Here is a 22,946-nt window from a genome sequence, read left to right as displayed (position 1 = left end):
CCGTTTTTCCGGCCTACGCCATTCGGATTGCGTTGTGTCTGAACAAGCCAATTCAAATGATTCAATATGAGCGGAAAATGTTTTAGCTCCAGAATTTCGGCGTCTTTCTGGTGGCGTCCCAATAGCCCCTGGCGTGCCGCCACATGGTCTGGCAGCGGCACTCGTGCCAGCCGATGACGAAGCCGATGGCCTGCCGCGCCGCGTCGGCTTTCGGCCCGGAGGCAGTGCAGGTCTCCGGCAGCTTCTCGGCCATGGCGACGTCGTTCAGATAACCGAAAATATCCTGCAGCTTCTTCATGCGCTTGAGGAACGGCTTGACCGTGTCCCGCGGATAGAGGCAGCCGAAAAACTCGATGCCGTAGCGCATCTTCTTCATCGTCTTGCGCATTTCGTGGCGTTCGGCAATTGACAGGTCTTCCAGCCGCTTGCCGTATTTGAGGACCTTCTTCCATTGCCTGGCGAGGGCCTTGCCGGCGAACGTCTCGACCGGCTGCGCCAGCAGCACCGTCTGGTCGAAATTCTCCGGGTCCAGCCAGCCCCGGCCTTCCGTGTAGGCGGCAAGGTCGAGCAGGAAACCGTTCACTTCGGCTGACTTCAGATGTTCTTTCAGTGTGCGGCGGGTGTCTTGTCCCCGCGTTGCGTTCAGGTTTTCCAGCAGCGCGTCGAAGGACAGGCTTTCCGGCGCCTTGGCGGCCAGCGGGGCGACGATTTCGTCGATCAGCACGTCGAGATCGCGCAAGGCGCCTGCCTCGGTGGCGATGATGCGCGCCATCTCGTCCAGAGGCAGCAGCGTCGCCGGGTTGAGGATCGGCCTGAACAGCCGGAAAGCGCTGCGCAGCCGCCGGAGGCCGACGCGAAGCTGGTGCGGTCCCTCCGGGTTATCGGAAGACAGAACCGCCAGACGGTTCTCGGCAATCTGGGTGAGGCAGGAGCGCAGGACATCCCGGAAAGCAAGCTCGGCGCTGATCCCGGAGGCGAATTCGACGGGCTCGGCGAAATAGGGAGCGCCTTCCGCCGCCGTGACGCCTTCGGCGAACCGGTAGCCCCGTTCGGCCTTGTTGAAGGGGGAAAACCGGAAAGGGGTATCCTTGAGCAAAGCCTTCGCCGCCTCGAAGACAGCAAGGCCCGGTCCGGATTTCAACTCCATCTCAAGTTCCGTCAGAGGCTGGCTGCCGTTGCCGGCGAGGATGTTGCCGGTGTCGAGCGCCAGTTCGATCCGCGCGCCGTCGCTGCCGCGGGTGAGCTGACGGGTGGTCCGCTTCATCACCGTCTCAAAACACTCGCCCAGAGGCGCGTCGCCGATGGTTTCCGCCAGTTTTTTCCTGACTTCAGGATCTTCGATGACGGAAAAATCCAGCGCCCGTGCGCTGACCGGATGCTCGGCTTCCACTGCGGTGGACAATCCGGCCATGACGCCGGTGCCGATCTTGGCCGTCTGCACCCAGCTCCGGCCGGTTTTGCGCACCCTCAGGGAGATTTTCGCCTTGCGCAGCGCCTGGTCCGGCGTGTCGAAATAGATTGACTGCAAGGTTTTGGTGACCGCCCGTCCGGCGGTGAAGCCTTCGATGGTGCCGGCGCTTTTCAACGCATCCTGCGCCATCGGATCCAGTTCGAGCTTGAGCTCGATTTCGCGTCCTGATTTGCTCATCCGGAATTTCTAGCCAAGCAAAAAGAACTTGTCCAGAAAAAGCGCACAATTTGCGCTTTTGTTCGCCGTCTAAACGTTTCGGCCGGGAATTTCCGTCGCCATGCCTGTGGCGGGCCAGAGGCTCAATTGAAGATGTTTTTTTGGATCTTGTTGATCAACCGGCAGAATTTATGAAGGTAAGAAGGCACAGGCTTCTGGTTGAAGGCGATCTTGCGGACATAGGACGGGATCTCCCAGTTGGCCGCCGATCCGTCCGGGAAAGACAGCGTCGCGCCGGGCACCGCGTGATATCTCACGCCGTTGTCGTCCGTGATGAAAGCTTCGCCTTCCAGAATGAGAATGGTTTCGTCGTAAAAATACCGCCAGCGGAACTTTCCGGAGGTGCAGGACCAGTGATCGACAAATGTCCAGTCGTCTCCGAAGCTGGAAAGGTTGTTGCAGCGTGCCTTCGGATCGCCCTCCAGGATCCAACTCGGTTCGATCGGGGAAGGTTTGAGTGCGTCCTTGTTCAGATACGAAAGGGTGAACAGGGCCGATTCCGGTAGGGCGGCGGTGTCCGGTGCCATCGCAGGCGCCGGTTGAACGGCCGGTCCTGTGTCCGCAATGCGTGCTGCGGCAGTCGGTCTTGCGGTCATCGAATTGTTGCGGAACACCATGGTTCTCCCCTTCCCCCACTATCGGGCCCTCACTATCGGGCCAATCTAGGAAACGGCCTTTGAAGGAGTCTTAAACCTTGCGGGATTCCGTTCGTCTATTGGTGGAATTTCCAACATGTATCGATCCATGGTGAATATCCGGTTTTCACAACCTCTAAAATTGTCGGAGTCCCGCTTGTGAACCGACCGGAAAAGCAGTTCCGCAGGACTGCCGGCCCCCGGTCCCCATGGAACCGCTTGCATCGCTCAAATGCCCATGATAGGCACCCTTCCCGGTGCCGGTCGCCCCTCTGGCGGAACTGGTAGACGCGCGGGATTCAAAATCCCGTTTCTTCGGAAGTGCCGGTTCGATTCCGGCGGGGGGCACCAGTTTTTACCTTGAACCTCTTTTCTTTCAATGATTTCATAGACCTAAGGCTCCAAGCGGTACACGACGCGGTACACAAGGGGTACACAAATGGGTCTCGTCTTGAAGTACATCAAACCTACCAAGACCGGTTCATATCACTATCGAAGGCGGGTTCCTGATCGTCTCAGGGAGATAATCGGAAAGCGCGAAATCAAGCGGGTCCTCGGCAATAGCGAGAGGGAGGCACTTGCGGAATTTCCGATTGCTCATCGACGCACTGAGAAGCTGTTCTCTCACGCTTGCGAAACGGCAGGTGGCTGTTTCCGGCACGGTTGTTGATGCCTTTTTGCGACCAGTAATCGAGGCTGGGAGCGACCTCTCGCTTTACCGCGTGCCTGTCCCGTTTGGATCGTTGCCCGGGCAACCGGCGGTGGTTTACGTGACAACTCCCTCGAGCCAAGAGGAGACTCTTTCCGTTGCAAGTCCAGCCTTGCAACTTTTTACGTATTCTTGCTAGGGTTTCCCGATTGTGGGGTCATAGGACAAGCGGTGGCAGATGCAGGCGGGATCAAGCGAACGAAGCAATCCGCTTGCCTCCGCGAGAATTCTTGTCGTTGATGACGAACCCGGCATGCGGCACTTCCTGGTCAAGACGCTGCAACCGATATGTCGGCATGTGGACGAGGCGCAGGACGCTCGTTCCGCCGAAGTTCTCTTGTCGTCATACCAGTACGACGTGATGATACTCGATAACATTATGCCTGGGCAGAAGGGCCTGGAATGGCTGAAGGATCAGCGGGAGAACGGTGGTTTCACCGACACGATCCTGATTACAGCCTATGCTGATCTTCAGACTGCCATAGACGCGATGCGGGCCGGTGCTTCGGATTTTCTGATCAAGCCTTTCCGGTCCAACCAGGTTCTGAACGCGATACGAAAGTGCCTCGAGCTTTCCCGGCTGAAACGTGAGAATTCTCTTCTGAGGCGTGAGTTGGATACTGTAACCAGCGGTAATCGCCGCCGGGAGCTGATCGGAAGGTCCAGCGCAATTGCCGAAGTGCGAAATCTATTGGAACGAGTCGCCCCGCTGACCACGCCTGTCTTGATCACCGGGCCGTCCGGGTCCGGAAAAGAGGTGGCTGCACGGCATATTCACGGCCATTCGGGGCGCGGCGAGGCTCCCTTCGTGCCGATCCAATGCGGCGCGATTCAAGCGGACATGATCCAGTATGAGTTGTTCGGCCATGGAGCGGGCGCCTTTCCGGGGGCACAGTCCGGGCGTGAAGGGCTGCTGACTCAAGCCTCCGGCGGCACCGTCTTTCTCGATGACGTGAGTGAGTTGAATGCAAGCGCGCAGACAGCCTTTCTACGCGTGCTGGAAGACGGCGTGATCCGACCAATGGGGACGGGACGTGACGTGCAGCTTGATCTTCGGTTCGTCATTGCTTCGACGAAACCGCTGCAAGCTGAGGTCGAAGCGGGACGGTTCCGCGAAGACCTGCTGTTTCGCACCAACGTGGTTGAGCTCGAGATGCCGCCGTTGAAAGATCGTGGCACCGATGTTCTGGAACTGGCGGACTTGTTCCAAGCGGAAATCTCGGTGGCATTGAACCTGCCAAAGGTCGAAATGTCTGCGGCCGCCAGGTCTGCAATGCTGCGCTATGACTGGCCGGGAAATATCCGGGAATTGCACAATTTCATCGAGCGGGCGCTGATCTTCGGGCGCTTTCCCCTGGAAACCCTGGGCAAGGTAGCGTTGGTCGATGAAATCGCGCCACTGAAGGACACGGAAAAGCGCGAGATCCTGCTTGCTCTTGAGGCACTGGATGGAAATCGCTCGGAAGCCGCGCGGCGTCTGGGCTTGTCGCGCAAGACTATTGACCGGAAATGCGCGGCCTGGGGTCTGTAGCTCATGTCGCGCCTTCACACCTTCATGCGCTCGGTCCGAGTGCGCCTGCTGGTCATCGCATTGCTGCCGATGCTGGTCTTGTTGCCGGTTCTGCTGGGCGGCACGATCTGGCGCTGGTCAGGCAAGGTTGATGCCCTGCTGGTGAACAAGGTTACCGGGGATCTGACCATCGCCGATCAATATTTGGCGAAGTTGATCGAGACTTCCGGAGAACAGATTGACGCGATCGCCCGGTCGATCGATTTACGCCAGGCGCTTGAGGCGGATACCGGGGCTGATTTTCTTGCGGGGGAAGAAGAACGGCTTGGCCTGGATTTTCTTCGTATCGTGCGCGTCGGGGCCGAGGCTGAAGAGTGGCCGGTCATAAGCAGTGCCCTGGACGGGCGCTGGCAAAGTGCGATCGATATCTTTACGCGCGATGATCTCGACGCACTTTCGCCCGATCTTGTCGCGCGGGCCGAGATCCCGCTTGTTCCAACGCACGGTGCCGTGCCGACGGAACGCACTGTCGAGACACGTGGTATGGTGATCCATTCCGCAGCTTCAGTGACCATGCCGGACGGCACGCGGGCGGCATTGGTTGGGGGCGTGTTACTGAACCGGAACCTCGACTTCATCGATACGATCAACGATCTGGTCTACCGCGAGCAGAGCCTGCCGGAGGGCAGCCAGGGAACGGCGACCCTGTTCCTCGAAGATGTGCGCATCTCGACCAACGTCCGTCTGTTCGAAAACGTCCGCGCGCTTGGAACGCGGGTGTCCGCGGAGGTGCGCGCCCAGGTGCTGCAGGAAGGCGAGATCTGGCTGGACCGCGCCTTTGTCGTGAATGACTGGTATATCTCGGCTTACGAGCCGATCATCGACAGCTTCAGCGCGCCGGTCGGCATGCTCTATGTCGGCTTTCTCGAAACGCCCTTCAGCGCCGCCAAGCGCAATTCCGTCATAACCCTGACCGTCGCCTTCCTGCTGATCGCGCTGGCCTCGGTTCCGGTTTTTCTGCGATGGGCCGGGCATATCTTTCGTCCGCTCGAAGGCATGATGCGCACCATCCGCAGGGTCGAAAGCGGCGACATGACCTCCCGCAACATGCCGTTCGAGGATGACGGTGAGATCACACAGGTCGCGCGGCACTTCGACAGCTTGCTGGATCTTCTTGAGGAACGCGACCGGGAGTTGCGGGAATGGGGCGAGGCCCTGGAACATCGGGTCGAGGAGCGCACCAGCGAATTGCGGGCCGCCAACCAGCGCCTGGAAAAGACCACCGAGCGGCTGATCATCTCGGAAAAACTGGCCGCGGTGGGCGAAATCACCGCGTCGGTCGCCCATGAGATCAACAACCCGGTGGCCGTGATCCAGGGCAACCTGGATCTGGCGCGCAGCAATCTGGGGGAGGCGGTGCAGCACGCGCAGGAGGAGTTCCGCCTGATCGACGATCAGGTCTATCGTATCAGCGTGATTGTTTCGAAACTGCTGCAATTTGCACGGCCCGAAGAATATTCGGGCGCTGACAACCACATTGACCCGACCGAAGTCGCGCGGGACTGCCTCGTTCTGACCCACCACCAGATCGAGATTGCGGAGATTTCCTGCGAGGCGAACCTGAACAGCCGGGAAAAGGTCCACATGTCGCGGACCGAGTTGCAGCAGGTGTTCGTCAATCTCATCCTGAACGCGGTTCAGGCCATGCCCGAGGGCGGCGACCTGCGGATCGAGTCCTATGACGAAGCGGGAGAGGTCGTCCTGAATTTCGAGGACACCGGGACCGGCATTGCCCCGGACATACTTTCGCGCATCTTCGATCCCTTCTTCACAACCAAGCAGGCGCAAGGTACCGGCCTTGGCCTGTCGATCAGCCGGCAGATCGTGAGTCGGGTCGGGGGGCAAATTTCGGCGACCTCCACCCTCGGCAAAGGGAGCAGCTTCCACATACGGCTGCCCGCCGTAAAAAAATCCGAACCGCCCGAATTGGACAAAATGTCCCAATAAGGCGTGCCGGTTGCAGGGTCGCCGGATAGATTGACGCAATCTGCCTGAAAATTGGGTGTAAAGTCGGACAGAATTTCCACTAAGTATATGATATACATAATAATTTTGCCTTGACAGCGCAAGGTCCACACGGGCTTTGCTTGTGCTGCATGCGACTGCATGTCTCGGTCAGGTCCATGGAGGGGGCTTTACCGAGGGCATTCAAGGGAGGAGAAATAATGAGCAACGCTGCAAGCGGTGCGCTGGGGTTCTTGTATAAGAGCCACATCGTCGCCGAACCCGGTTTCAACCGTTGGCGTGTGCCGCCGGCATCCATCGCCATCCATCTGTGCATCGGCTCGGTCTATGCCTGGTCGGTGTTCAATCCGGCGCTGACCCGCCAGCTCGGCGTGGTGGCGCCCGCCGCCGACGACTGGAGCCTCAGTTCCGTGGTCTGGATCTTTTCGGTGGCGATCGTGTTCCTTGGCCTTTCGGCCGCCTTCGCCGGTAAATGGCTGGAAGAGGTCGGTCCGCGCATGGTGGGCGTGGTCGCGGCGTGCTGCTGGGGCGGCGGTTTCATGATCGGCTCCTTCGGCATCGCCACGCATCAACTCTGGCTGATCTATCTCGGCTACGGCGTGCTCGGCGGCTGCGGACTGGGGCTTGGCTATGTTTCCCCCGTATCGACACTGATCCGATGGTTTCCTGACCGCCGGGGCATGGCCACCGGCATGGCAATCATGGGTTTCGGCGGCGGCGCGATGATCGCGGCCCCGGTCAAGGGCTGGCTGCTGACCCTCTACCAGAGGGCGCCGGACTACCTCGGCGCGCGGGACGCGGTCGCAACCGTGGTCGAAGGCGGCCGGGTGTTCGCTGAAACCGCCGCTGGCAAGGTCGAGGTGGTGCTCGCCACTGCCGCGCAGGCGGCGCCCTTCGGCGGCGAGGCCGGGGTCTATGTGGTCGGCACCGGCAACACCGGCGCGGCGCAGACCTTCCTGACGCTGGGCATCGTCTATTTCGTGGTGATGATCCTGGCATCTTTCCAGTATCGCGTGCCGGCCGAGGGCTGGAAACCGGCGGGCTGGGAGCCGAAGCCGGTGGCCTCGGGCCTTGTCACGCAGCAGAACGTGCATATCGATCAGGCGCTGAAGACGCCGCAATTCTGGCAGCTCTGGATCATGCTGTGCTTCAACGTGACCGCCGGGATCGGCGTGATCGGTGTCGCCAAAACCATGATGTCCGAGATCTTCGGCACCGGCATGCCGCTGGTGGTCACCGCAAGCTTCGCCTCGACCTATGTCCTGATGATCTCGGTCTTCAACATGGTGGGCCGATTCTTCTGGGCGTCTGCCTCCGACTATATCGGGCGCAAGGCCACCTATATGTGCTTCTTCGTGCTGGGTACGGTCCTGTATCTGTCGATCCCCTATTTTGCCTCGGCCGTGGCAACCAACCCGGCGCTGATCTATCTGATCGGCTTCTATGCGGCGACGATGATCATCTTCTCGATGTATGGCGGGGGCTTTGCGACCGTCCCGGCCTATCTGGCGGATATGTTCGGCACCATGCATGTGGGCGGCATCCACGGCCGGCTGCTGACCGCCTGGTCGACCGCCGGGGTGCTGGGGCCGCTCGCCATCACCTCGCTGCGGCAGCTTTCGGTGAACAATGCGATCAACGATCTGGCCACCCGGGTCAATCCGGCCGCCTTCACCGAGAAGTTCGGCGCGCCGCTCGCCCAGCTTGATCAGCTGGTGGCGGCAAAGACGGTGACCATCGCCAAGCTGATGGAGATCGCACCGGCGGGCACCATCGACCCGACGCCGAGCCTCTACAACACCACCATGTACTGCATGGCGGCGTTGCTGGTGGTCGCGTTCTTCGCCAACCTGGTGATGCGCCCGGTGAAGGAGCATCACCATCACGATGAAGCGGAGCTGCGGGCCGTTCCCGTAGAGTGACGCTTTTGGAGGGGCGCCCTTACAGGCGCCCCTTTACCCCATTTCGGATTGGTCGACTTTAATCCGCTCTCACGATAGGGGAATTCGATCATGCTCGACAAACTGGAGATGTTCATCGCGCTCGCCAAGGAGGGCCACTTCGGGCGCGCCGCCGAGCGTTTGAACATCGCACAACCGACCTTATCCGCCGGTATCAAGCAACTTGAGGAGCAGCTTGGCGTTCAACTCGTGCATCGCGGCTCGCGGTTCGGGGGGCTGACGCCTGAGGGGCAGACGACGCTCGCCTGGGCCAAGCGCATCACCTGCGATGCGAGGCAACTTCGGGATGAAATGCGGTCGAGCCGCCGGGGGCTTTCCGGCGAAGTCCGTCTGGCCGTGATCCCCACCGCGCAGACATGGGCGGGACGGCTTTGCACCGTCTTCGCGGAACGCCACCCCAATGTCCGCTTTACGATCCTGTCGCGAAACTCGCGCGAAATCCTGCAAATGCTCGAAGATTTCGAGGCCGATGCAGGGATTTCCTACCTCGCGAACGAACCGTTGGGCCGGGTCGAAACGGCCGAGCTTTATGTCGAAAGCTATCTCCTTGTCTGTGCGCGGTCCTCTCCCTTCGCAAAGAAGGCGAGCATTGCCTGGTCTGATCTGGAAGGTCAGCCGCTAGCCCTTTTGACACCGGATATGCAGAACCGCCGGATCATCAATCAGCTATTCGAAGAGGTCGGGGTGCCCCTCGCTACCTGTATCGAGTCCAACTCGATCATCGCACTGGTCGCCAGCGTGGCCTCGGGACATTGCGTTACGGTTCTGCCCGCAGATATCGCGAACTTTCTTTCGGGCGGCAAAGACCTCGCCCTGATTCCCCTTGAAAGCACGGCGCAGCAGCAGACGGTTGGTCTGATCATGCCGCATCGTGTCCCCCGCACACCCGTTCTGTCCGCGCTGATGAAAGAGGCGCGTAACGGTAGCGTCGCCTAAACTGCCAACGGGCGCGGTCAAGGATTACGACCCCGCCTCAGATGGCTGCCGACAATGCGGCTTCTTGCCAGGCTACACAATCTGACCTTGAAAAGGAGATAGTGGAGCTTCGCAGAAAAACCGCCTGCTCCGGGAGGAGAGAGGTTTACAAAGACCGCCCAGTTCTTCGCGGAGCGAAGCAAAGGAGGTTTGCTGGGGCTCGAGATTTGCCAAAACCGGCACAACTGCCAGCGACTTATAGCTTTCCCGAATTCCCCTGATGACTTTTCCCGCCGCGCCCGCTATGGGAAGCGCCATGATCAGACGTCTTTATGACTGGACCCTGTCCCTTGCCGCCGGACCGCGCGCGCCTGTCGCGCTGGGGGCGGTTTCCTTTATCGAAAGTTCGGTGTTTCCGATCCCGCCGGATATCCTGCTGATCCCGATGGTGATCGCGCGGCGGGAGAAGGCCTGGTGGTATGCCTTCCTGTGCACCCTGACGTCGGTCCTGGGCGGCATCCTGGGCTATATGATCGGCATGTTCCTGTTCGAGCAGGTGGCCGTGCCGGTGCTGACCTTCTACGGCAAGATGAACTGGCTGGCGGAATTCAAGACCATCTTCAACCAGTATGGCTGGTGGTTCGTCTTCATCGCCGGGCTGACGCCGTTTCCATACAAGGTGATCACCATCGCCTCGGGCGTCGCGGGGCTCAGCCTGCCGGTCTTCATCTTCGCGAGCATCGTTTCGCGCGGGATCCGTTTCTTCGCCGTCGCCGGCCTGCTGTATCTGTTCGGACCGCCCATCAAGACCTTTATCGAAAAGCGCCTCGGCCTCATGTTCACCATATTCGTGGTCCTGCTGGTCGGCGGGTTCATTCTGCTTCGCTATATCTGATTTTCGGGGGCCATGATGTCTGCAGAGCGACTGGCGAAATACTTGACGGGGCTGGCGCTGATCGGCGGTCTGGCCGTCATCGCGGCGGCCTGGGGCTTTCAGCTGATCGGCGGCTACGTGCCGTGCAAGCTCTGCCTCGAACAACGGGTTCCCTATTATATCGGCCTGCCTCTGACGGCCCTGGCGCTGATCGTTATGATCCGGGCGCGGTCCGGGGTCGCCATGCTGATTCTTCTGGTGGCCGCTGCGGTGTTTGCCTATGGCGCGGGTCTCGGGGTCTATCAGGCGGGGGCCGAATGGCAGTTCTGGGCAGGACCCGGCGATTGTGGCGGCGGCAGCGGGGCTCCGGCCAAGGCCGCCGACATGCTGCAGGCGCTGCAGTCCACCCGGGTGGTCAGTTGCACGGAAGCAAGCTGGCGGATGCTTGGCCTGTCCTTCGCGGGCTGGAATGCCGTCGCTTCCGCCGGGCTTGCCGGACTGGCCCTGATTTCGGCGTTGCTGTTGAAACAGCGCCGGAACAGGGTAAGTGTAGGGGGATGAGCGGTTCAGGGCATCAAGAGAACGGGCACCCGAAAGAAAAGCAGCGCGAAGAGGCTTTGCGGGCGCTCGACCGGGTCGAGGCTGAAAGCGAGACCATCGTCGGGTCGACTTTCGTGCGCATGGCCGACCGGGCCAGGAACCACATGAGCGCCGGCGACAAGGACGAGGACGACCGGATCGAAGTGTGGGGCACCCGTGTCGGGCGCGGCCTGGGACTTGTTTTTGCGATAGGACTGGCGGTTTATCTTTTTGTTACTTACGTGTTAGGCCGATAACGACAAGTTTGAGCGGCCAAAGGAATGAGTATGGCGTCGATCCATCCGGTCAGCCGGAGTGACTGGTCAGAGCTGAAGGCTCCCGACCTTGCCGATTTCGAGGTCATGGCGAGTGAAACGCTGGCCGGTCTTCCGGACGATCTTCTGCTGCGCTGCGGGCATGTGCAGATCAATATGTCGGAATATGCGCCGGACGACGTTCTCGATGCGCTGTCCATCGACGACCCGCATGAGCTTCTGGGACTGTTTGAGGGAAACGGCCTGATCGACGGGGAGGACGTGGCCGGGACCGGCCGGCTGCCCAACCGGATCTGGCTGTTCAGAAGACCCATCCTGGACTACTGGGCGGCCATGGACGAGACGTTGGGAGATGTCGTCGCCCATGTGCTGATCCATGAGATCGGCCACCATTTCGGGCTTTCGGATCAGGACATGGAACGGATCGAGGCCGCGGCGGATTGCGGCCTCGATTGAAGTCTGCAAAAAATCAAGGCCTGCCTGCCGCTTCCACCCGGGCGCGCTCGATCGACTCGGTAATCATCCGCTTCGCCGCCTCGGCCCCCTCGATGCCGGTGATCTTCACCCATTTGCCGGGCTCCAGATCCTTGTAGTGTTCGAAGAAGTGCTTGACCTGGGCCATGGTGATGTCCGGCAGATCGGCAATGTCGTTGATGTTGTCGTAGCGCATGGTCAGCTTGCGGGACGGCACGGCGATGATCTTCTCGTCCTGGCCGGACTCGTCTTCCATCAGCAGCACGCCGATCGGACGGCAGTTCATGATCGCGCCGGGCACAACCGGGCGCTGGTTGGCAACGACGACGTCAATCGGGTCGCCATCGCCGCACAGGGTATGGGGAACGAAACCGTAATTGCCCGGATAGCGCATCGGAGTATAGAGAAAGCGGTCGACATACATCGCGCCGGCTTCCTTATCCATTTCGTATTTGATCGGTTCGCCGCCAACGGACACCTCGATGATGACGTTGACGTCTTCCGGCGGGTTCTTGCCAATCGGCACGGCGTCGATACGCATTGCACACTCCTGTTTTTCGTTGCAGGGTCTATCGCAATCCCGCCGGAGAAGTTCAAGTCCTTTATTTTGCATTGCACCCAAAGGATGATCGTGGCTCTATCCGGCAAGTCAATTCGTCCGGAGGAGCGCAGATGCGCCGGTTTGCCTTTCAACTGGCGGGAGCTTTATCCCAAAGAGTGTTGATTACGACCCATCTGATGGTCCATTCCCGGTCGCCGGCGAGGCGCGTTGCGCAGCACGACCTGATTGACCGGACAAGCAGCGCAACGAAGTCCGGTGGGCGGGAATTGACCACCGGAGGCCGGCTTTGGAAGGTTTTCGGACGGCGTCGCACGTCTTGTCCGATACCCCGGATCGCACTGCGACGAACTGCTGGCCGGAAACCCTCCAAAACAGGTCAGATGAGTCATAATCAACGCTCTTTGGCATTAGGTCTCGCCTTCCTCGTCACGGCCTTTCCCTTCGTGCCGGAAGCCGCCGCGACAGGTATCGCCAGCGACTATACCAAGATCCGGCTTGAGGCCTGCACGCAGATTTCCGCGGCCGACGCGGAAGAGGGAACTTTCGGCGGCGCCTGGCAATGCGCCGGATACAAGGGCCAGCCGGTCTATGTCGCAGAAGGCGATCTGCGCATGTTCGTCTCCTTCGGCCCGACAGCGGCGGACGAGCCGGCCGCCGGCCAGACACTGCCGAATTTCAACACCGTCAACGAGACGCTCGAGTGGCGGTTGCGCGACGGCGTGCCCTTCGCGACCATCCTGCGGTGGTTTCCAAGCGTGGATGAGAGCGGCAAGACCGGCAGCGTGCTGATCGTCACCCAATTGCGCCCCGGCGGGGGCACCTGCCAGATCGCCCGGATCGACGCGCAGGCCAACAAGGACGCCAATGTCCTGGCCCGTCAGGCGGCGGACACCATGGCCGGCTCCTTCGACTGTTCCAATCCGCCGGCCGTCATGGGTACTCCGGGGATGCTTTACTGAGATCCGGCCGCCCTTTGCGTCGCCGCCGCCTCTGCAGACGGGACCTCTTGCCGGCCGCGTTCGTTCATTGCATATGAACGAAAGGTGCTGATCTTGTTTGTGGGATGGGCGGATTCGTGCCGGTACGAAGGTCTGAACGATATTCGAGATACCATGGCCAGCCGATATTGAATGCGGTTCGACGCAGACACTTCAGAACATACTCTCTTGGTGATGGCAGGACGCTTTCAAAGTTCTTTGTGTAGAGATTTTGTCTGGAATTATGCGATTGCTTTGACAAGCATCAGATGAATTCGATGCGCCTTGCCGTATTCGGAATGATTGTTCCTATTTTGAATTTGGTAGATAAGTTAATTCTTGAGAGTTTATTACTGCTCAACTTGTATCACTAATGGCTCATTCAATGAGCAGTTATGTGCTCCTGTGTTTTTTTAATTTAAATTTATTTGAGATGAATTGACAAATATACGGTGGATGCTTGATATGAGGTCATATTTTCATCGGGAAGAACGTTGTGCCGCTAACCAGTTCAAAGAGTTTTCAAGACATTGGTGCACGTCTCAGGGCGCACCGTTTAGGAAAGGGGATGACCCCCGATCAACTTGCAAAAACTCTAAAAATTTCACGTGCCGCGCTCTACCGTGCGGAAAAAGGCGAGATCCGCAAAATTGAGATGCTGACAAGCATTGCGGACGTGCTTGGTGTTTCTCTGACAAGCTTGATGGGCGTCGAGGTTGAATATCTGAGCACGTCGATATCGTTTTTCGAAAGGATGCGTCAAATAGAGGAGGAATCTCAGCAGCTTATCGGGATGTTCAGCCCGGTTTCGTATTTGCTGACCTCCGATCAGTACGACAGCATGCTCTATGAAGCTCTGTTGGAATCGATATCCAGGAACCGTGGCGACAAGGTGGAACTGAGGAACGATATCGACCTTCTGATGGAGATTCTCAAAAAACGGAAAACCTCCTTTCATCTGCGCCGGCCTCTCATCGCGAGTATCATTTCGCTAATGGATATTGAGAGATTTCTCATTTTCGGCGTTGTCGGCCGACACGATCTCGATCCAAAAACCGTCGAAAAGCGACGCCAGGTGGCTTACGCGGAAACCGAACGTATCCTTGGAATGTTCCGGTCTCCGGAAATAGGCGTTCAGATCGGTCTGGTCCGCGAACCTATCCCTACAACGAGCTTTCAGATCTTCCGGCAGGAATCGCGCTCCCTGGTTGCGGTCAGTCCATTCCGGCTCGGTGACCAGCCGAACACGCGCATTGGTGTGGGTCTGATCACAGGGGCGCCGGAGGCATTGACCCTTCACGAGAAGATTGCCGAGGAACTGTGGAGCGAAGCGGAGAAGGGCGAACAGGCTGCCAAGTCCCTCGAAGAAATCATGAGTGCTTTCGGAGTGGGATGAGAGAGCTCTTACCTATAAAAACACCTTCTAAACTCCCAGTCGATCTCAGCCGAGGGCTAGGCGCGGCCCAAGCCAATCGGGAGGCAGCCTGGCAGCGATCTCCTGGCACATTGCTTGATGGAAGACCGGCTAGGCTTCCTGACGACGACCTGGCTAACAGGGCACACATCACGCATATTGACGAAAATAGTTTCTAAAATGAGATAAATATCAAAAACTTCTCAAATTTTGCGAGATTGGTTAGTCTCGGGGGTGAATTGCTCCTTGAGCAGGGTTGCCCTTCTCTAAATCAGAGTCCGCGCAGGCGGTGCTTCTCTCTGCCGGAACAATCGGTTATCGGATAGATTGAGGAAGACAGTTGACAGGCTGGTTCTGGTTGCGAAAACGACCGGCAGGCGTATCGGTCAAGATGAAAAAGCGCGTTCTGAGCTGCGGGCGGTGTAAGCCGATATCGTAAAAATCTATATAAATTAGTCTGTTAACTGCGCTGATCTTTAAAATTGATCCTGAAAAACCGAAAACGCGCGCCACATCAAGAGCCCGCCTTCCACTCAACTTGTCTCTCATGTTCTTTCGGATGCCAGGGAGATTTTCTGACTTTCGAATGACGGCAAACTTGAAAAGGCGTATTCGCGGCACTCGGAAATGCGAGGTTCGTCTCAATTTTGATATTTTGCCCTTGACAGCATGTGGGTGATCCGCACTACTACATTTGAAAAATAGAAAGAACCGAACGTTCTTCCGGAAGGGGTTAAAATGAACAATTTATTCAGAGCATCAAAATTCAGCTTAGTTCCGGCCATTCTCGGCGGCGTGTTCATGCTGTCGTCGACGATTGGCATGGCCGCGGACTTCACCATGAAAATCGGACATCTTGAGTCCGACAAACAATCCCGCCATGTCCACCTGCTGAAGGTGGCGGAGCTCGTGAAAGAGCGCACGAATGGCGCTGTCGAGTTCCAGATTTTCCCGTCCGGTCAGCTTGGCAATCAGCGTGAGATGACCGAGGGCGTCCAGCTTGGGGCTTTGGAAGCCACAGTGGCGCCGGCAGCGTTCCTGGGTGGCTTCAACCCCGCGATCTCGATATTGGACATACCGTTCCTTCTTCCGCAGGGCGATGAGGCCGCTCAGAAAGTCCGTGGGGGGAAATTCGGTGAAGAGTTGTGCGCTTCCTTCACCTCGAAAGGCCTGACCTGTATCGGACTGTGGCCGAATGGCCGAAAGAACTTCACATCGAACAAACCGATGGGATCCATCGACGACTTCGTCGATCAGAAATTCCGTGTCATGGATTCCAATATTCTGATCGAGCAGTTCAACGCTCTCGGGGCCTCGGCGATCGCGTTGCCGTTCGGCGAGCTCTACACCGCGCTGCAGACAGGTGTCGTTGACGGGGAGGAAAATCCTCTCGACACGATACAGCGGATGAAATTCTACGAAGTCCAGGATTACCTGGTGCTTTCCGAACATGGTGCGATGGAAGACGTGATCCTGTTCAACCCGGCGGCCTGGTCCAGTCTTCCAGACGAATACAAGAGCGCTATTACCGGTGCATTCGAGGAAGTCATTCCCGAACTGATCGGGCATAAGGCTGCGTCCGTCGCTTCGGCTCTCGAAGAGATCAAAGCGTCGGATATCAACATTCGCAACTTGAGCGATGAGGAAAAGGCGGCTTTCCGCGAGAAAATGTATCCGGCTGCAAAGGCCGCATTCATCGAACGCACGGGCGAGACCGGCGAAAAACTCATAGCGGTCTATGAGAGCGAATATGATGCGGCGGTGCAGTAAGACGCTCGCGCCCAGCTTCGTATAGCGCCGGGTTCCGGTCCGATTGATAAAAAGGATCGGAACCCTGCTGCCCCCGGCTCTACAGAATGGAAACCGGCGGCGTCTGGAAAACCCGCCGGGCAGATCGATGATCCGGTGTCCGCTCACGGACGTGCCAAATACCAGGTTTTATGAATTCGCCGAGCAGGAATACGGCTTTACTTTCCGAAAATCCTCGCGATTTCCAAGTGTAAGGATGTGGACGCAAGCCGAAGCGATACATATGCGGGTTGTTGGGAAGGTGTGTAGGAATGGAGGCGATCCGGCCGGGTTTTCGCAGCATAGCAACTGCTGCGGTTTTAAGACTATCCGGTTTGCCGGATAGCCGGCAAAATCACTGCTCCTGAAAATCCGGCACGAAAAGAATTCCAGCTTGAAAAGCTGATATGGAAGACAAGCGAATAATGATTTCAAAAGCACTTGCATTGGTTCGAACAACTGAGCGGACATTTGCCGTTAGCGTATTCCTTCTGATGGTTGCGTTGTTTTTCTTCAATGTATTGTCTCGGCAGGTCGGTGGAACATTTGCGTCGCAGTTTGCCTGGGTGGAAGAGGCCGTGCGCCTGATGAACCTGTTTCTCGTGTTCATGACAATCGGTCTGGCGCTGGAAAAAGGACGTCATGCCGGTGTCCATAGCTGGCGCGACCGTATAGCCGCGCGTATCGGTTTTCCGATTAGAAAAATCATCGATTTCGTGGGCTTTTTCTTCTGTGTCTATCTGGTTTGGCTCAGTGCGGAAATGACCGTCTTTGTCCATTCCATGGGCCAGAAAAGCCCGACGCTGGGAATTCCCGTCTTCTGGATTTATCTTGCCCCGACGATCGGGTTCTGCTTGGCGGCGTTGCGATACGCCTTGAGTTTCGCGAACCTGATCGATCGGTTCAGCAGCCAGGTCGGGGAGGAAGCATGATCCTTCTGGTCCTGATAATCGCTGTCGCTGCAATTCTGCTGGTCTGCGGCTTTGAGATGTTTCTCGTCCTTGGTGTTCCGGCACTGATGGTCAAGGAATTCTTTTACGGATCCTTGCCCGATCCGGTAATCGCCCAGAAAATTCTCGGCGGCATCAATCACACCACGCTTCTTGCGATTCCATTTTTCATACTTGCGGCCGAATTGATGGGTGCCGGTCAGATTGCCCGGCGCCTGACCGGACTGGTTACCGCGCTCATCGGTCATCGGCGCGGGGGGATGGGATACACCGCCGTTGGCGGATCCATGGCGTTTGGATCTGTCTCTGGTTCAGCTCCGGCAACGGTCGCTGCCACCGCGCGTCTCGTCTACGGTGAAATGCGCAGCGCCGGTTTCAGCAAAAAGTTCACCCTCGGGCTGATCATATCCAGTGCGGAGACCGCGCTGCTTATTCCGCCTTCCATCACGTTCATCATCTACGGATGGATGACCGGGACGTCCATCGCCAAGCTCTTCATTGGCGGTCTGGCGGTTGGCGTTGTTCTCGGCCTTGCCTTTTCCATAATGGTTGCCATTGAAGCCCGGCGCTGCGGTATTGAGCGCGGTGTCCGGCGCAGCTGGCGGGAACGCTGGGTGGCCATAAAGGACTCCTTCTGGGCACTCGGCATGCCCGTCATTATCCTGGGTGGCATTTACTGCGGCATCTTCACGCCGACGGAAGCCGCCGCGGTGAGCGTGGTCTACGCGATCTTTGTTGAAACGATTGTCTTCCGGGAGCTCTCCCTTTCAAAGCTCGTGGCGGTGACAGAACGTGCGGCCATCTCTACGGCGATCATATTCATACTCCTGGCGATGGGCGGGCTTCTTGGCTACTTCATCACCCTCGCCCAGGTGCCGATGGCGATCATAAATTTCCTCGATGTAATCGACGCCGGCCCGGTGCTGTTTTTGATGATCATAAACATCTGTTTCCTGATCGCGGGCATGTTCATCGACCCCAACTCGGCGCTTCTTATTCTTGTCCCGCCGCTTTTTCCGGTTGCAACCGCGCTCGGCATCGATCCGGTGCATTTTGGAATGATCGTTACGTTGAACATATCTATCGGAATGATAACGCCACCGTTTGGTCTGGATATATTTGTCGCCTCATCGACATTGTCAAAACCGGTAGTGGATATAATTGCGGGCGTGTGGCCGTTTGTCATAACAAATATAATTGTTCTAATGATAATTACTTACATTCCTGGTATTTCGACGTTCCTGCCTAATATGGTGTTCAACTGATGACTGTATTTGAGCAAACAGACTCTTTTGACAGAAAGTCAGATTACCCGATTTCCGAATTGGATCTGCTTGTTAAATCCAACGAGCCAGTCAATCACGAATATCGCCAGCTCATCCTCGCGGCGCCGGCCGATTTGCTCGACCGTTGCCGGGCGGGACAGTTCTTTCACCTGCTCTGTCCGCAGACTGCTGACCACAGACCGTTCCTGCGCCGGCCGATGAGCATTTACGGGTTTTATCCGCAAAGCGGCGAACTGCACTTCCTGTTCAAGGTAACCGGCACCGGAACGCGCGCGCTGGCAACGCTTCAGCCGGGTGACCGGTTAAGCGTCGCCGGTCCTTTGGGGAAACCGTTTGAAATCGAGGACTCCTGGCAGCACCTCGTGCTCGTGGCCCGGGGCGTTGGTCTGGCGACGCTCGCGCCTCTGGCGCTTGAGGCACACCGGCTTGATCGCAAGTTGACCGCTATCTGCAGCGCGCGCCATCGCGATTACCTGCTGTCGATCGACTATTTCAAAGACCTCGGTGCGGATGTCATTGCCATAACCGACGCCGAAGGAACGTCAGATGTGGATCATCTGGAACGATTGCTGGAAGATCTTGTCCAGCAGGGGAAGGCGGACGTCTTTTACACCTGCGGCTCCAACCGTATTTTGACGCTTTTGAAGAAAATCGGAAAGCGTCATTCCATACCGGGGCAGATCGCTTTGGAGCAGCAAATGGCCTGCGGTCTGGGCATGTGTCATTGTTGCGTGCGTCCTTTCGAACAAAACGGGCAGATCGTGAATCTCCGGGTGTGCCGGGAAGGGCCGGTTTTCGATCTTCAGGCGGCGCTGGCATGGTAGATCTTTCAGTAGATATCGGCGGCCTGAAGCTCATCAACCCGATCATGCCGGCATCAGGAACGTTTTCGGAAGAGCTCGCCGAAGTGTTCGATCTGGAGCGTTTGGGCGCCCATGTGACCAAGACGATCACGCGTGACTGGCGCAATGGCAATCCGACGCCACGCGTATGTGAAATCAGCGGTTCCATGCTGAATTCCATAGGAATTCCCAGCAAGGGCATCCAGGCCTTCCTGGAAAACACGATTCCGTTTTACCGCCAATACGCCGCGCCGCTCGTCGTCAGTATTTCGGGAAATACGGCAGATGAGTTCGCAGCCTTGTGCGCGGACATATCCGTCGACGGCGTCGATGCCATCGAGGTGAATATCTCCTGCCCGAATATCGAAGAGGATGGAAAGGCTTATGCTATCCGTCCGAGCACGACCTATGAGGTGATGCGCAAACTGCGCAAGGCCACGGACCTTCCCCTGTGGGCGAAACTCACGCCGAATACGGGCGAGACCCCGGAGGTTGCGCGGGCCGCGGAGGAGGGCGGCGCCGACGCTTTGGTGGTTGCCAACACCATTTTGTCCATGGCGATCGACATTGACTCCCGGAAGCCGCGATTGGGAAATCTGATGGGTGGATTATCGGGTCCCTGTCTCAAGCCGATTTCCTTGCGCATGGCTTACCAATGCGCCAAGGCAACGAATATTCCGGTTATCGGCTGCGGCGGCGTTTCTACGGCAGAAGATGTCATAGAATATCTCATCGCCGGAGCTTCCGCGGTGCAAGTTGGAACGGCTTCGTTCCTCAATCCAACCGCAATGATCAGGATTGTCGACGAACTTGTGGCATGGATGGTCCGCAACGATGTCTCGTCGATGGATGAACTGATCGGTTCGATCAACGACGGCGAGCAAAGCGAAGGTCTCGTATTCATGGAGTCCGCGCCGTGAATGCGCCTGCCGCCGCCACGCATCAGTTGGAAAGCGATCTGGAGATCGCCAAGGAACTGTTTGAGACCATCGCGGAAAGAACCTCCGATGTTCAGGGCGTCAGCAGGCCAGCCTATTCGAAAATCGAGACGGAAACCCTGGCTTTTCTTAAATCCTTCGCGGAGGCGGCCGGTCTGGCGGTGTGGGAGGACGCGGGTTGCAACGCGAATTTCGCCTTGCAGGCCGACAAGATGGCGGATCGGTTCGTTGTCGTGGGATCCCATGTCGACAGCGTCCCGTTCGGAGGTAATTTTGATGGCCTTGCCGGTGTGGTTGCCGGCTTGCTTTGCCTGTTGCGGGCAAAGCGCGATCGGGTTCAATTTCGAAAGCCGGTGCATGTACTGGCGCTCCGGGGTGAAGAAAGCGCATGGTTCGGCCCCTGTTACATAGGCTCCAAAGCCTTGACGGGCTCCTTGACGCCATCCGAGCTCGCCGCCAGGCACAGTGGCGACGACCGCGAGCTTGCCGAGCATATGATCGATACAGGGATCGATATGGACAAGGTGCGGGCGGGTTTGCCTCTCGTCGACCTGTCCCGGATCGAGGCCTATCTGGAACTTCACATCGAGCAGGGACCTTTGCTTATCGGGCGGGATCTGCCCGTTGCGACGGTTTCCGGCATTCGGGGAAACATCCGGCACAGGCAGGTAGTGTGCATCGGGGAAGCCGGTCATTCAGGAGCTGTTCCGCGGGCGTACAGAAAGGATCCGGTTCTGGCTATGGCGGATTTGTTCGTCCGTCTCGATGAAAGCTGGCAGACGATCCTGAACAAGGGAGACGATCTGGTGCTCACAAGCGGGATCGTTTCCACCGATCCGGAAAAACACGCCATCTCCCGTATTCCGGATTCCGTTAGCTTCAGCCTCGATATTCGCAGTCAAAGTGCGAAAACCCTTGATGAAATGCATCAACTGCTTGCCGCTGAAATGCGCCAGGTTGAAAAAGATCGCGGCGTCAAATTCAAACTCGACACAGAAATGCGTGTCGAACCGGCGCGTTGCGATCAGGAAATGGTGTCGGGTCTGCTTTCGGCCATGGACCGGGCCGGAGAGGAACCTTTCGTCATGCCCAGCGGCGGCGGACACGACGCAGCCGTTTTCGCATCCGCGGGCGTTCCTTCCGCGATGATTTTCGTCCGTAACGCCAATGGCTCCCATAACCCTCAGGAGGCAATGGACCTGAGCGATTTCATCGCCGCCACAAACGTGATGTACGAGTATCTCATGAGGGATTCATGACCGCAGGACCCGGCAGCGCGAATTGTTGCCTCTCCAAGGAAATCCGCCACGCGGCAAGCCTTGCGCGGGCCGCCGGCCGGGCCTGTCAAATATGGACACTTACGGATTTGTACCCAGGTGACGCTACCGCCGGAGAGTTCGGTGCCGGATGGGTGCCCATCCACCATATTGTTTCACAAAAGCCTAGTGGCGCCGGGAAGAAATTGCTAGCAAGGACTCCCGTTCAATTGGCAGGATGAAACAGTGTTTTCCAATACTTTCCCTGACTATGATGTCATCTCGGAAACAGTCGCCAAGATGCTTCTGGAAATTGAGGCTGTGCACTTTCAGCAGGACAAGCCTTTCACGTTTACATCGGGGCTCGCGAGCCCCGTCTATATCGACTGCCGCAAACTGATATCCTATCCACGGATACGATCGGCGATCATGGACTTCGCTGCTTCGATCATTTTCAGACGAGTGGGATTCGAACAGTTCGATGCGGTCGCCGGCGGGGAAACGGCCGGCATACCCTTCGCGGCGTGGCTGTCTGACCGCATGAGCCTGCCGATGCAATATGTCCGCAAGAAACCCAAAGGGTTTGGACGGGATGCCCAGATTGAAGGCACGCTGGCGGAAGGCGCGCGCGTTCTGCTTGTCGAGGATCTGACGACGGACGGTGGCAGCAAGCTGAAATTCGCGGAAGCGGTCGCACGTACCGGAGCCCGTGTGACCGATACTTTTGCGGTCTTTTATTATGACATTTTTCCCGACACGCCGCAAAGACTCAAGGATGCGGGGATCCGGCTGCACTATCTTGCAACGTGGTGGAATATATTGGAAGTTTGCAAATCACAGAACCGGTTTTCACCGGCTGCGCTGTCTGAGGTTGAGAGTTTTTTGACCGACCCGGTCAAGTGGTCGGCCAACCATGGCGGGATTTCGGAACTGCCTAAACACAACGGCTAGGGACAAATCATGTATGAGAGCTTTGTAAATGTCTTGAGAGAAAAAGGCGCAGGCGTCCGTGCGTATCGCGAATGTGCGACTGTGGCTCGAGAACAAATTGGCCATGACGACGACAATGCCGCGGCCTTGTTTCTCATATCCGTGACGGCGCAGAAGTTCGTCGACTCTTATGACGATCAGCCGCTGACCGTGGAAGCTGCCGGAAAAGAGCTGGAAAGATTCAGCGAAATTGTCGGCCTGCTGGATCAGGCTTATGCCGAGGGGTCCGCGGCGGAGCGGATCGCGGCGCTCAACGCGGTCGCGGCAAAACTTGCGGACGAGCCGGTCAATAGCTGAAG

At 57.8% G+C, this 22,946-nt stretch carries 21 protein-coding genes, 1 tRNA gene and 2 pseudogenes; 20 read left to right on the top strand and 4 right to left on the bottom strand.

Annotated elements, in window-relative coordinates; genetic code table 11:
* Window positions 1-82: 82 nt before the first annotated feature.
* Together CLV41_RS07530 and CLV41_RS07525 are read right to left on the bottom strand one after the other, a co-directional pair.
* The gene (locus CLV41_RS07530) at window positions 83-1,648 is read right to left on the bottom strand and encodes a CYTH and CHAD domain-containing protein (protein ID WP_103221711.1); all 1,566 of its coding nucleotides are present in this window, start codon (window positions 1,646-1,648) and stop codon (window positions 83-85) included.
* 122 nt (window positions 1,649-1,770) lie between these two features.
* Entirely contained in the window at window positions 1,771-2,214 is a 444-nt protein-coding gene (locus CLV41_RS07525) for a cupin domain-containing protein (RefSeq protein WP_170107140.1), read from the bottom strand.
* A gap of 374 nt (window positions 2,215-2,588) precedes the next feature.
* Here CLV41_RS07525 and CLV41_RS07520 point away from each other — a divergent pair.
* Window positions 2,589-2,673 (top strand) — tRNA-Leu (locus CLV41_RS07520).
* Window positions 2,674-2,761: 88 nt separating this feature from the next.
* Window positions 2,762-2,890 (top strand): annotated as a pseudogene (locus CLV41_RS28450) (DUF6538 domain-containing protein); the annotation flags it as partial.
* Window positions 2,891-2,939: 49 nt separating this feature from the next.
* Here the strand turns inward: CLV41_RS28450 and CLV41_RS28445 are convergent.
* Window positions 2,940-3,044, bottom strand: a pseudogene (locus CLV41_RS28445) (IS6 family transposase); the annotation flags it as partial.
* Between the two features lie 165 nt (window positions 3,045-3,209).
* Here CLV41_RS28445 and CLV41_RS07510 point away from each other — a divergent pair.
* The 8 genes from CLV41_RS07510 (at window position 3,210) to CLV41_RS07475 (ending at window position 11,626) form a co-directional block, all read left to right on the top strand.
* On the top strand, window positions 3,210-4,562 hold the full coding sequence (locus tag CLV41_RS07510) for a sigma-54-dependent transcriptional regulator (RefSeq protein ID WP_103221709.1): 1,353 nt from the start codon (window positions 3,210-3,212) through the stop codon (window positions 4,560-4,562).
* Window positions 4,563-4,565: 3 nt separating this feature from the next.
* Window positions 4,566-6,548 (top strand): sensor histidine kinase, encoded by a 1,983-nt coding sequence (locus CLV41_RS07505; protein WP_208987361.1) that lies wholly within the window; start codon window positions 4,566-4,568, stop codon window positions 6,546-6,548.
* Between the two features lie 218 nt (window positions 6,549-6,766).
* Window positions 6,767-8,488: an OFA family MFS transporter gene (locus CLV41_RS07500; protein WP_103221708.1), complete on the top strand. Its 1,722-nt coding sequence runs from the start codon at window positions 6,767-6,769 to the stop codon at window positions 8,486-8,488.
* Window positions 8,489-8,578: 90 nt separating this feature from the next.
* Window positions 8,579-9,463 carry a LysR family transcriptional regulator gene (locus CLV41_RS07495; protein ID WP_103221707.1) on the top strand — a complete coding sequence of 295 codons (885 nt, stop codon included), beginning with the start codon at window positions 8,579-8,581 and terminating at the stop codon, window positions 9,461-9,463.
* A 295-nt stretch (window positions 9,464-9,758) separates the two neighbouring features.
* Window positions 9,759-10,337 carry a YqaA family protein gene (locus tag CLV41_RS07490; protein WP_103221706.1) on the top strand — a complete coding sequence of 193 codons (579 nt, stop codon included), beginning with the start codon at window positions 9,759-9,761 and terminating at the stop codon, window positions 10,335-10,337.
* A 15-nt stretch (window positions 10,338-10,352) separates the two neighbouring features.
* The gene (locus tag CLV41_RS07485) at window positions 10,353-10,877 is read left to right on the top strand and encodes a disulfide bond formation protein B (RefSeq protein WP_103221705.1); all 525 of its coding nucleotides are present in this window, start codon (window positions 10,353-10,355) and stop codon (window positions 10,875-10,877) included.
* On the top strand, window positions 10,874-11,152 hold the full coding sequence (locus CLV41_RS07480) for a hypothetical protein (protein WP_103221704.1): 279 nt from the start codon (window positions 10,874-10,876) through the stop codon (window positions 11,150-11,152). Before CLV41_RS07485 ends, CLV41_RS07480 begins: the two co-directional genes overlap by 4 nt.
* Before the next feature lie 30 nt (window positions 11,153-11,182).
* Window positions 11,183-11,626, top strand: a complete 444-nt coding sequence (locus CLV41_RS07475) for a metallopeptidase family protein (protein WP_103221703.1) — start codon at window positions 11,183-11,185, stop codon at window positions 11,624-11,626.
* A 13-nt stretch (window positions 11,627-11,639) separates the two neighbouring features.
* Here the strand turns inward: CLV41_RS07475 and ppa are convergent, their stop codons facing one another.
* Window positions 11,640-12,185: an inorganic diphosphatase gene (ppa, locus tag CLV41_RS07470; protein WP_103221702.1), complete on the bottom strand. Its 546-nt coding sequence runs from the start codon at window positions 12,183-12,185 to the stop codon at window positions 11,640-11,642.
* A gap of 401 nt (window positions 12,186-12,586) precedes the next feature.
* Here ppa and CLV41_RS07465 point away from each other — a divergent pair, with 401 nt between their 5' ends.
* The 10 genes from CLV41_RS07465 to CLV41_RS07420 all read left to right on the top strand — a co-directional run bounded on the left by CLV41_RS07465 (window position 12,587) and on the right by CLV41_RS07420 (window position 22,944).
* Window positions 12,587-13,165, top strand: a complete 579-nt coding sequence (locus CLV41_RS07465) for a hypothetical protein (RefSeq protein WP_208987360.1) — start codon at window positions 12,587-12,589, stop codon at window positions 13,163-13,165.
* 514 nt (window positions 13,166-13,679) lie between these two features.
* Entirely contained in the window at window positions 13,680-14,579 is a 900-nt protein-coding gene (locus CLV41_RS07460) for a helix-turn-helix domain-containing protein (protein WP_268952631.1), read from the top strand.
* 756 nt (window positions 14,580-15,335) lie between these two features.
* The gene (locus tag CLV41_RS07455) at window positions 15,336-16,367 is read left to right on the top strand and encodes a TRAP transporter substrate-binding protein (protein ID WP_103221700.1); all 1,032 of its coding nucleotides are present in this window, start codon (window positions 15,336-15,338) and stop codon (window positions 16,365-16,367) included.
* 425 nt (window positions 16,368-16,792) lie between these two features.
* Window positions 16,793-17,317, top strand: coding sequence for a TRAP transporter small permease (locus CLV41_RS07450; protein WP_235867089.1), 525 nt, complete (start codon window positions 16,793-16,795; stop codon window positions 17,315-17,317).
* Entirely contained in the window at window positions 17,314-18,600 is a 1,287-nt protein-coding gene (locus tag CLV41_RS07445; protein WP_103221699.1) for a TRAP transporter large permease, read from the top strand. The genes CLV41_RS07450 and CLV41_RS07445 overlap by 4 nt, the downstream gene beginning before the upstream one ends.
* 59 nt (window positions 18,601-18,659) lie before the next feature.
* Window positions 18,660-19,445: a dihydroorotate dehydrogenase electron transfer subunit gene (locus CLV41_RS07440; RefSeq protein WP_235867088.1), complete on the top strand. Its 786-nt coding sequence runs from the start codon at window positions 18,660-18,662 to the stop codon at window positions 19,443-19,445.
* Complete coding sequence (locus tag CLV41_RS07435; RefSeq protein WP_103221697.1) at window positions 19,439-20,383, top strand: dihydroorotate dehydrogenase; 945 nt, start codon at window positions 19,439-19,441, stop codon at window positions 20,381-20,383. Before CLV41_RS07440 ends, CLV41_RS07435 begins: the two co-directional genes overlap by 7 nt.
* A complete protein-coding gene (locus CLV41_RS07430) occupies window positions 20,380-21,660 on the top strand; it encodes a Zn-dependent hydrolase (protein ID WP_103221696.1) in 1,281 nt (426 codons plus the stop codon). Before CLV41_RS07435 ends, CLV41_RS07430 begins: the two co-directional genes overlap by 4 nt.
* A gap of 243 nt (window positions 21,661-21,903) precedes the next feature.
* The gene (locus CLV41_RS07425) at window positions 21,904-22,608 is read left to right on the top strand and encodes an orotate phosphoribosyltransferase (RefSeq protein WP_103221695.1); all 705 of its coding nucleotides are present in this window, start codon (window positions 21,904-21,906) and stop codon (window positions 22,606-22,608) included.
* A 9-nt stretch (window positions 22,609-22,617) separates the two neighbouring features.
* Complete coding sequence (locus tag CLV41_RS07420) at window positions 22,618-22,944, top strand: hypothetical protein (protein WP_103221694.1); 327 nt, start codon at window positions 22,618-22,620, stop codon at window positions 22,942-22,944.
* The last annotated feature ends 2 nt before the right edge of the window (window positions 22,945-22,946 follow it).

It is taken from the genome of Roseibium marinum (assembly GCF_002906165.1).
GTDB classification, from domain to species: domain Bacteria; phylum Pseudomonadota; class Alphaproteobacteria; order Rhizobiales; family Stappiaceae; genus Roseibium; species Roseibium marinum.
This window is presented reverse-complemented; position numbering and strand designations above follow the sequence as displayed.